The organism is Actinomadura sediminis (assembly GCF_042675525.1).
Classification (GTDB): Bacteria; Actinomycetota; Actinomycetes; order Streptosporangiales; family Streptosporangiaceae; genus Spirillospora; species Spirillospora sediminis.
The window spans coordinates 1-9,132 of sequence record NZ_JBHTJA010000174.1 but is presented as its reverse complement, the minus strand read 5'-3'; the positions used below and the strand labels follow the sequence as shown (position 1 = coordinate 9,132).

Here is a 9,132-nt window from a genome sequence, read left to right as displayed (position 1 = left end):
CGACCTCCCGGCCGTGCAGCGCCTCGCCGACGCGGCCCACGGCCCGCGGGGGTGGGTCGCGGCGGGCGGCGGCCCGGGAGCCCCGGTGCTGCTCACGTCCGCGGACGGGACCGCCTGGAGTCCGGCGGCCGCGCCGAAGGCCGGGAAGGCGGAGCTGTCGGGCGCGGCGCACGGCGCGGCGGGGTACGTGGTCGTCGGGACCGCCGACGGCGCCCCCGCCGTCTGGCATTCCGCCGACCTCGCCTCGTGGACGGAGGGGACCGGCGACTTCGGCGACGGCCGCATGCGCGATGTCGTCGCCACGAAGTCGGGCTACGCCGCGGTCGGCGAGGGCGCGGCGGGCGTCCCGGCCGCCTGGACGTCCGCGGACGGGAGGGCGTGGACGCCGGTGCGGGTGCCCCGGGCGTCGGGCGCCCTCACGAGGGTCGTCGCGCGCGGGGACACGCTGGTCGCGACGGGCGACGGCGGCCTCGTCGGGATGTCGGCGGACGGGGGGACGACCTGGTCGTTCAGCACCCTGGAAGCCTCGGCGATCACCGCGTCGCTGGCGACGGACCGCGGGTTCGTCCTGACGGGGACCCCGCCGGGCGCCTCGGACGTCGCGCTGTGGACGTCGCCGGACGGACGGTCGTGGCGGGTGCGGCGGCCCGAGGGGAAGGGGCTGAACGGGGACGGCGCGCAGCGGCTCACCGGCCTGACCGTCCTCGGCGGCGAGCTCCTCGCGACCGGGACGGACGGCACGGCCCCCACCCTCTGGCGCACCGACCTGCCGTGACGTCAGCCGCCGCCGCGCCGGCGGTCGGCGGCGGCGGCGCCGAGGATCATCTCGTGGACGATCGGGCGCGCGTCGTCCGAGAGATCGAGGAGCGCGCGCAGCACCTCGGCGGGGATGGCGCCGTGCTCGACCTCCCGCCGCAGCGCCTTGAAGGTGAGGTCCGCCTCGATCGGCGCGGCCTCGACGGGGAAGCCGAAGTAGCCGATCGGGACGCCGAAGAAGGTGGCGAGCGCGGTGAGCGTCTTCAGCTGGGGGTTCTCCTGGCGTCCGGTGCGCAGTTTCCACACCGTGGTGGAGGAGATGTCCTCGCCGGTGGCGCGGGCGATCGCGGCGGCGGTCTCGACGTTGTTGCGCGGGGGGTCGGCGTCGTCGGGCCACTGGTTGCGGATGAGCCATTCGACCTTCTCGGCGAGCGCCGCCCCCGGCGCGACGCCCCCGGCCCCCGTGTCGTTCAGCATCGTCAGGTCCTCCCCGTCTCGAATGCTCAACGACTTTAGTTGACCACGTCCTTCCTCGTCAGCCAAGGACACGCGGACGTCGGTAGGATCGATCCGCCAGAGCGGTAGGAGACCCCCACATGTTGTTCTCGATCTCGGGACGGGCTGGACGCTGATCGCGATCGTGGCGACGGCGTCCTTCATGGTCGGCATGCACGTGTTCGTCTCCGGGACGGAGATCCCGGAGGAGGTGCGGGACCGGCGGGAGGGACGGGCAGGGCCGAATATGAAGCTCTTCCACATCCTGACGCCGCTGTTCGCCGCCGTCGTCCTGTGGCTGAGCCTGCTCCGGCCGGACTCCACGGAACGGATCCTGTTCCTGTACAGCGTCGCCTTCGTCTCGATCCCGGTCGCCCTGTTCCCGGTCCGCGGCCGGATGGTCAGGTCGTACGTCGCCCAGCGGCGCGCGAACCCGGGCGCCGAGGTGAGACCCGACAGGCTGTCGATCGCGTGGATCGTCGGGTTCCTCCTCGCCGTGACCATGGTCGCCGTGGCCGCGCTGCTGGTGAACGACTACGCGTGACCGGCCGCCGGGGCGCGGGTGCGCCCGGCGAGGGCCTCGAGTTCGGCGACCGCCTCGTCGGCGGCCGTCTCGGCGGCGATCTCGGCGGCCATCCGCTCGGCGGCGCGCCGGTGCGCGGGGTCGTCGAGGACGCGGCGGACCGCGCGCGCGATCCGGCGGGGCGAGGCGTTGCGGCGCACGGTGATCCCCGCGCCGATCTCCTCGACGTGCCGCGCGATCTCGCGCTGGTCGCGTCCCTGCGGGACGCACACCAGCGGAACGCCGGCGGCGAGCGACTTCACGGCCGTCCCGTGCCCGGCGTGGGTGATCGTCACCGCCGCGTGGCGCAGCACCGCGGCGTGCGGCGCGGTCGCGACGACCCGGACGTTGCCGGGGGCGCGGATCGTCGCGGGGTCCACCGCGGGCCCCGTCGTCAGCAGGCCCCGCACCGGCAGCGTGCCGAGGGCTTCGGCGATGCGCTCCAGCGGCCGCCGCTGGTTCATGAACGACGAGCTGAGGCCGACGAGCGCGAGGGGCTCCTCGCCCGGCGGCGCTTCCGGCTCCCGCCCCGCCCAGGCGGGGTCGTCGAGGCGCGGGCCGACGTGGCGGACGTTCGCGGGGAAGCGCCGCCCGGGATAGTCCAGCGCGCGCGGGGAGAGGACGAGGCAGCGGTCGACGCGGCCGAACGCGTCGATGACCGAATCCACCGGCGGGAGCCCGCTCGCCGTGCGCGCGGCGTTGAGCGCGGGCAGCCCCTTCTCCCACGGTTTGACCATCAGGCCGCCGACGATCCGGTCCCGGAGACGTCCGGACGCGCCGGCGGCGGGCGCGAACGCCGGGCCGAACGGCGGCGCCCCCGGAGCGGGAAGCGGGTAGATCGTCGTGACCAGGGAGGCCGCCGGGACGCCTGCGGCCTCACCGGCGGTGAGGGCCCCGAGCAGCACCTGCTCGGTGACCAGCGCGTCGGCGGGACGGGCGCGCAGCTCCGCCAGCGTGTCGCGGGCGTAGTCGGCCGCGGGGCCGCAGACGATGCGGTCCCGCAGCCGCGCGAACTCGCCCAGCGGCGTGCGGGCCTCGAAGTCCTTGATGACGTCCGTGGCCGGGTCGGACGCGTCCCCCTGCGGCGCGGTCGTCCACGCGATCGGCTCCCCGCCGGCGGCCGCGACCTCGTCGTGCAGCGACCGGTCGGCCAGCACCCGGACGGCGTGGCCGCGGCGGCGGAGCGCGCGGACGACCGAGAGGGCCGGCGGCACGGCGCCGCCGCCCGCCCACAGCGCGAACAGGAAGTTCCTACTCATCGTCTCCCTTTCGCGGGTCGATCGAGGCCACCAGGTCCCGCATGGCGCGTTCGGCGTCCCGGCGCGGCAGCCCGAGGTCGCGCCGCCACAGCTTCCACAGGTAGACGTCCGTGGCGGCGTGGTGCAGGGCCAGCGCGTGCTCGCGGGCGGGGCCGCCGGCCGGAAGCCGGTCGGCGAAGACCCGCCCCAGCCACTCCCGGTGCTGGGCGCGCGCATGCGCGGCCGCGCGGGCGAGCGCGGGCACGCGGTCGATCTGCGCGATCCACAGCACGTTGGCGTCGCCGTGCCGCTCGTAGTCCTCGAACAGCACGGCGACGATCGCGGCCACGTCGCCGGCCGGGGCCTCGCGGGCGTCCGCCGTCCGCGCGGCCACCAGGTCGGCGACGGCCTCGGCGAGCCCGTCCTTGCCGTCGAAGTGGTTGACGATGGTCTGCACCGACACGCCCGCCTCGTCCGCGATGTGCTGCAGCGTCACGTCGTCGTACCAGCGCCGCGCCCACAGCCCGATCGCCGCCTCCGTGATCCGCGCCCGCGTGGCCTCCATCGCCGCGGCACGGGCGCCCATCCGGTACGGACGCCTCCCAGGGTTTTCCATGGACCAATGTCTATATTCAATTGATGGACCAGTCAAACCGAATCCGCTGTCCCGGCACCTCCGTGGATCGTGGTGGGGCGGAAAGACAGGGGCCCTGCCGGCCAAACCGGTGCCCGGTAGCCGCCGCCGTCCCGTCAGCGCCCGCGCGGGCGCCCGGCCCGGCGGCGGCGGTGGTAGGCGTAGGTGACGGCGCCGAGCAGCGGGCCCCACAGCACGAGCGGCGCGTAGCACAGGTAGAAGAACGCGGCCTCCCAACCCCCCTGCTTGGAGGGGAAGTTGTCGGGCAACGGCTCGCCCTGAAGGGTGATACCCATGAACTGCCCCACGACGGCGTGGGTCCACAGCACCGTCAGGACGATCGCGCCGAGCGCCCCCGGGACGACGGCGGCCATCGGCGGCACGTTCCGCCCGCCCACCAGCGGGAACCAGCGGGGGAACCGCTCTCCCCACGTGGCGACCAGCCCGACCGCGGTGAACGCGAGCAGCTCCGAGAAGATTGACAGGAAGACGACGTACACGCGTTCGCCGCCCCCGATCTCCCCCATTCCGTGTTCGTGGCCGAAGGCGATGGGGAGCCGCCAGATGCCGGACGGCAGCACGACGAGCGGCACCGCGAGGGCCGCGGTCCGCGCCCAGCGGGGGACGCCGTCGGCGGGGGCGTGCGCGGCCCGCCACGCGGTGCGGAGCCGTCCGGGCGGCGCGGGCGGATCGGTCAGGGCGGTCATCGGTGTTTCCTCCGGTCGGGCGGGCCGGGTGCCCGCTCCCCTTCGAAGATCGCAACCGTGCGCGGCCGAGGTCGCCACCCGCCGGAGGGAGCCGGATCCCCCGCCCGGGGGAACCGCGATCAAGAACAGGCGCCCTCTTCCTGCATGAACGCCCGTCATGAGGGAACCTCATGTTCCAGACCCGTCCCCGGCACCCCCCAGAAGGGCAGGCACGGATCATGGACATGAGCGGTGTGACCTGGCGAAAGAGCTCCTACAGCGGCCCGAACGGCGGCAACTGCGTCGAACTGGCGGCGCTTCCCGGCGCCGTCGGCGTCCGCGACAGCAAGGACCCGGACGGCCCCGTCCTGCTCCTGTCCCCCGCCGCCCTCCGCGCCGCACTCCGCGAGGACGCCGCGCAGCCCGGTTAGGGTCCGTCCGGACTCGCCCACCGGACGGGACGGGCGCGGTGCCGGGCTCGCGCCGGACGCCGCGCCCGCCGGTCCGGTCGCCCGGCGGGCACCGGACCGGCGGAGACCCGCTCAGGAAGCGCCGCGGACCAGGTCGTGGACGGCCTCGCTCATCGTCACCGGATCGACCTCGCCCAGGGGGACGGCGTTCTCCGGCGCGGCCGCCGGGGCGGGCCCCGCCCACAGGGCGCCGATCCTCTGGTCCGCCCCGTCGCCGTGCATGTAGTGGACCAGCCCGGGGGTCAGGTTCGCGACGACGTACAGGCCCGCGGGGTCGCGGCGCGCGAGCCAGCCGCCCGCGAACTCTCCGTCGGCGGTCACGGACTCCCAGCGTCCCTGCGAGTGCCCCTTCGCCTTGCCGTAGGGAAGCACGAGCCCCTCCGTCCGGGTGAGGACGCGCGCCCCGCGCTCGGCGTCCGTGAGCCGGTGCACGGGACGTCCGAGCTGCTCGAACGGCTGCAGGATCTCGTAGTCGGTGAACAGTTCGGCCCACGCGTCGAGGTCGTCGAGCAGGACCGGGTGGGCGATGCCGATGCGCGCGCCGGGCGCGGGGACGAACGGGTCGTCGTGGACGTCGGCGTAGGTGCGGTCCTCGGCGACGCGGAAGGCGGCGCCGTCGTCGGTGATCCACACGAGCCGCCGGGTGATGTGCCCCAGCAGCGGATGCGAGACGAACAGGTCGCGGAAGTCGTCCGGCGTCCAGGTCCGCCGGACGATCATCGCGGTCTCGAGGCGCCTGATCTCCTGCCCGGCGATCGTCCGCAGGTCCTTCTTGAGGCCGGTGAACAGGGCGTGCGCGGCCGGGGCGAGCGCCGGATCGTCCTTCGGGCCGGGCTTGGGCGCGCTCTTGCGGATCTTCCCGTTCGGTTCGGCGACGAGCGGGACGAGCTGCTCGTCGAACGTCACGGTGAAGCGGCGCGGCCCGTAGTCGAGGACGAGCGTGCCCCGGTCGTCGAGGCCGAAGTCCGGGACGGCCCGGTCGGCGAGGGCCTCGGGGGTGACGCCGCGCGCGGCGGCGATCTCGTCGATCTTGCGGGCCGCGCGGGCCTTGAGCCCCTTGTACTTTCCGCGGCGCGTCAGCTCGAACAGGTGGGTGAGGGCGACGTCGGAGCCGATCGCCGCGAGGACGTCCAACGCGGCGGCGGCGCGGGCGGTGGCGCCCTCGCCCGGCCAGCGCCGGATCAGCGGGCTGAGCCGCCGCACCGTCGTGTCGTCCCCGATGAGGCCGAGCTGCGCCATCGCCCACTTGTGCCGGGTGGGTGCGCCGTACGCGTACCAGCGCTGGAACAGCGCCCACGAGAACTCGGCCAGGGAGTGCCGGTCGCAGCGGCGGCGGACGTCCGCGACCTCGGGGGCGCCCGCGGCGAGCAGGTCCAGCAGGCGCCCGGTCGCGGGCTCGGGCAGGGCCCGGTCGCCGTCGCGCGTGCGGATCTGCGGGAGCCGCGCCGGGTCGGCCCAGCGGGTCTTCGCGCCGCGGGACGGCCGGCCCGTGAGCGCGGCGGGCAGGTCGCCCGTGACCGGGACGGGCGGGGCCGGAGCCAGCGCCGCGAGCGACGGCTCGGCCAGGGCCGGGTCGGCGTACAGCAGGTCGCGCAGCAGCCCGGCCACGCGCAGCCCCCGGGTCGTCCCGTCGTCCGCCGACGGGGCCAGCGCCCGGACCGCGAGCGCCGGGTACCGGCCGGCCGCCTCCAACAGCGCGGCGCCGCCGCCCTTCTCGCCGATGCCGTCGAGCAGGACGGGGAAGATCCGCTCGTCGGGGATCTCCAGCAGGGCGCGCACCAGGATCGGGCGGGTCTCGTCGGCGTCGTTCCGGAAGCGGCGGCGGAGCGACAACTCGAACAGCGGGAGCGCGTCCGCACCCGGACCGTCGAGCAGCGTGCCGACCAGGCCGGGCGACACCGTCATCCAGTCGGCGCGGGCGACGTGCGCGGCGGTGGACATCGACGCGAGCACGTGGTCCTGGCCGAGGACCTGCCGGCGTGCCCGGTCGGCGAACGACTCGTCCGTCCAGCGCGTCTCGGTCGGAAGGAGGTAGGACGCCGTGCGCCGCCGCTGGGGGTCGCCGCGGTGCGCCGCCACGCGGGCGACGGCGTCGCGGTACTCGTCCCCGGGGGCCGCCGCGAGCAGCGTGCGGAGCCGCTTGACCACCCGGTCGTCGGCGATCCACCGGCCCGTGGGGCGACGGTCCTCGTCGCCGATCCGCCGGATCTCGCCGCGCCATCCTCGGGGCCGCTCCCCCGTGTAGGCGTGGACGACGGCGCGGATAACGCCGACCGAACCGGGTTCCACCCGAACCGGCACCGGTCCGGGCTGGACGGACGACGCCTCCGTGACCGCGCACGCGGCGAACGCGAGCCCGTGGTCGAGCACCCAGGCGTCCAGGAACGACGGGGCGTCGACGCCGCCGAGATACCGCACCGCGACCGCCGCGACCGCCGCGGCGCCCACCGGGTCGGGCTCGCCGTCCAGCCACGCCCGGACGGCTTCGCCGAGTTCGGGATCGGTGCGCTCGTGCTCCGCCATCTCCGCGGCGATCGGGCGGGCCTCGCGCTCCCGCTCCCGCGCCGACCGCGCGGCGTCCTCGTCCGGAACGGCCGTCGGCCCGGCGGCGCCGCCCCGTCGCGGATGGATGTGCTCGCGCCACTCGACCGGAACGCTGATCTCGACCATGGCACTGAAAGCTAACGGCGGGCGCCGACAATCCGCCGCACATAGGATTCCCGGGTGGACGAAACGGTCATCACGGTTCGGGATCTCACAGTCGAACTGGGCGGCACGCGCATCCTGCACGGCTTCGACCTCGACGTGCGGGCGGGCGAGTGGGTCTCGATCATGGGGGCGAACGGCGCCGGGAAGTCGACGCTGCTGCGCTGCCTGGCGGGCCTGCAACGCCCCGCCGCCGGGGAGGTGACCGTCTTCGGGCGGCCGCCGGTGGACGAGCCCGCGTTCTGGCGCGACGTCGTCCACGTCGCCGACGAACCGGCCTGGTACCCGTGGCTGTCGGTGCGCGAGCACATCGACCTGATGCGGGCCGTGCACGACGAGGCCCGCCTCGACACCGACACGGCGCTCGAGCTGTTCGAGCTGACCGGACGGGACGACGTGGCGCCGCCGCGGCTCTCGACCGGGCAGCGGCAGCGGCTCGCGCTGGCGATGGGCCTGGTCCGGCCGAGCCGGATGCTCCTGCTGGACGAACCGGAACGCGGCCTCGACCTCGACTTCCGCGACCGGCTCAAGGAGATCTTCGTCGCGTACGCCGTGGCGGGCGGCACGCTGGTGATGGCGACCCACGACGACGACCTCGCCTGGGCCACCCGCCGGCTGACCCTGGACGCCGCCGGATGAGCGGCGTGCGGGACGCCCGGGCGTACCTGCGGGCGCACGGCCGGACGTCCGCGGACTGGACGGACCGGTACACGCGGGCCGCCGCGGCCCTGTTCGCGGCGGCGCTGCTCGGCGGGACCGTCGACGCGGCGCTGCCGTCCGCCGCGCGGGACGCGGACCCGGCGCAGGCGGGCGCCGGGCTCGCCCTCCTCGCGCTGGCCTACGCCGGGTTCCTCACCCTCGCCCGCAGGCTGGGGCCGGTCGCGCTGCCGCCCGCCGACGCGCGGTGGCTGCTGCTCTCGCCGCTCCCCCGCCGCGGCGTGCTCGCCCGGAGCGCGACCGTCCTGCTGCTGATCGCGGTCGCGGGCGGCGCCGCCCTGGGCGTGGCGCTGCTCGCGGTCCTCGGCCTGCCCGGGCACGCACCGGCGGCCCTCCTCGGCGCGGTGCTGCTGGGCGTCGCGGCGACCACCGGCGGGACGGCGACGGCCGTGCTCGCCCAGGCGTCGCCGCCCTGGGACGTGTGGCTGCAGACGCTGATCGCGGGGAGCGTGCTCGCCGCCGTGGTCGCGCTGGTGCTCGGCCACGCGCCCGGCCGCGGGCCGCTCACCGCCGTCGCCGATCCCCCGCCGCCGCTCGCCCTCGCCGCGGCCTGCGCGGCCGCGCTGCTGCTCCGGCTCGCGTGGCGGGCGCTCGACCGCGTTCCCGCGCGCTCGATCCTGGACGCCTCCACCCGCGCGGGACACGTGGCCGCGGCGGCGGCCGTCCTCGATCCCGACGCGCTGACGTCGATCGCCGAGGAGGCCCACTGGCGGGGACGGGCGTTGCGCTCCCGCCCGTGGCCGGTGCGGGCGACCCGCGCGGCGGCCATCGCCTGGACCGACTGGCGCAGGCTGGCGCGCCGTCCGGGCCGGTTGGGCGTGCTGCTCGCGTCCGCCGCGCTGACCGCGCTGGCCGTCGCGGCCGGCGC

10 protein-coding genes are annotated in these 9,132 nt (G+C 76.0%); 5 read left to right on the top strand and 5 right to left on the bottom strand.

Annotation, left to right across the window (positions count from 1 at the left end; translation table 11 throughout):
* Positions 1 to 775: beta propeller repeat protein (locus ACFQ11_RS36220; protein WP_378307213.1), on the top strand; the 775-nt coding region annotated here is incomplete at its 5' end.
* Positions 776 to 777: 2 nt separating this feature from the next.
* On the opposite strand, the gene ACFQ11_RS36215 is transcribed toward ACFQ11_RS36220, so the two are convergent.
* On the bottom strand, positions 778 to 1,263 hold the full coding sequence (locus ACFQ11_RS36215) for a hypothetical protein (protein ID WP_378307211.1): 486 nt from the start codon (positions 1,261 to 1,263) through the stop codon (positions 778 to 780).
* A gap of 133 nt (positions 1,264 to 1,396) precedes the next feature.
* Here ACFQ11_RS36215 and ACFQ11_RS36210 point away from each other — a divergent pair, with 133 nt between their 5' ends.
* On the top strand, positions 1,397 to 1,795 hold the full coding sequence (locus tag ACFQ11_RS36210) for a hypothetical protein (RefSeq protein WP_378307209.1): 399 nt from the start codon (positions 1,397 to 1,399) through the stop codon (positions 1,793 to 1,795).
* On the opposite strand, the gene ACFQ11_RS36205 is transcribed toward ACFQ11_RS36210, so the two are convergent.
* From ACFQ11_RS36205 to ACFQ11_RS36195, 3 genes are all read right to left on the bottom strand, one after another.
* Positions 1,786 to 3,072 carry a glycosyltransferase gene (locus tag ACFQ11_RS36205; protein WP_378307207.1) on the bottom strand — a complete coding sequence of 429 codons (1,287 nt, stop codon included), beginning with the start codon at positions 3,070 to 3,072 and terminating at the stop codon, positions 1,786 to 1,788. The two genes, ACFQ11_RS36210 and ACFQ11_RS36205, sit on opposite strands and share 10 nt — an antisense overlap.
* Positions 3,065 to 3,667, bottom strand: coding sequence for a TetR/AcrR family transcriptional regulator (locus ACFQ11_RS36200; RefSeq protein WP_378307205.1), 603 nt, complete (start codon positions 3,665 to 3,667; stop codon positions 3,065 to 3,067). Before ACFQ11_RS36200 ends, ACFQ11_RS36205 begins: the two co-directional genes overlap by 8 nt.
* A 134-nt stretch (positions 3,668 to 3,801) precedes the next feature.
* A complete protein-coding gene (locus ACFQ11_RS36195; RefSeq protein WP_378307203.1) occupies positions 3,802 to 4,392 on the bottom strand; it encodes a hypothetical protein in 591 nt (196 codons plus the stop codon).
* A gap of 218 nt (positions 4,393 to 4,610) precedes the next feature.
* Here ACFQ11_RS36195 and ACFQ11_RS36190 point away from each other — a divergent pair, with 218 nt between their 5' ends.
* Positions 4,611 to 4,802, top strand: coding sequence for a DUF397 domain-containing protein (locus ACFQ11_RS36190; protein ID WP_378307201.1), 192 nt, complete (start codon positions 4,611 to 4,613; stop codon positions 4,800 to 4,802).
* 111 nt (positions 4,803 to 4,913) lie between these two features.
* Here ACFQ11_RS36190 and ACFQ11_RS36185 read toward each other — a convergent pair whose 3' ends face one another.
* Positions 4,914 to 7,511, bottom strand: coding sequence for a DUF4132 domain-containing protein (locus ACFQ11_RS36185; protein ID WP_378307199.1), 2,598 nt, complete (start codon positions 7,509 to 7,511; stop codon positions 4,914 to 4,916).
* 54 nt (positions 7,512 to 7,565) lie between these two features.
* On the opposite strand from ACFQ11_RS36185, the gene ccmA reads away from it, so the two are divergent.
* Together ccmA and ACFQ11_RS36175 are read left to right on the top strand one after the other, a co-directional pair.
* Positions 7,566 to 8,186: a heme ABC exporter ATP-binding protein CcmA gene (gene ccmA / locus ACFQ11_RS36180; RefSeq protein ID WP_378307197.1), complete on the top strand. Its 621-nt coding sequence runs from the start codon at positions 7,566 to 7,568 to the stop codon at positions 8,184 to 8,186.
* A partial coding sequence (locus tag ACFQ11_RS36175; protein WP_378307195.1) for a DUF6297 family protein occupies positions 8,183 to 9,132 on the top strand: 950 nt, incomplete at its 3' end. The genes ccmA and ACFQ11_RS36175, both read left to right, overlap by 4 nt.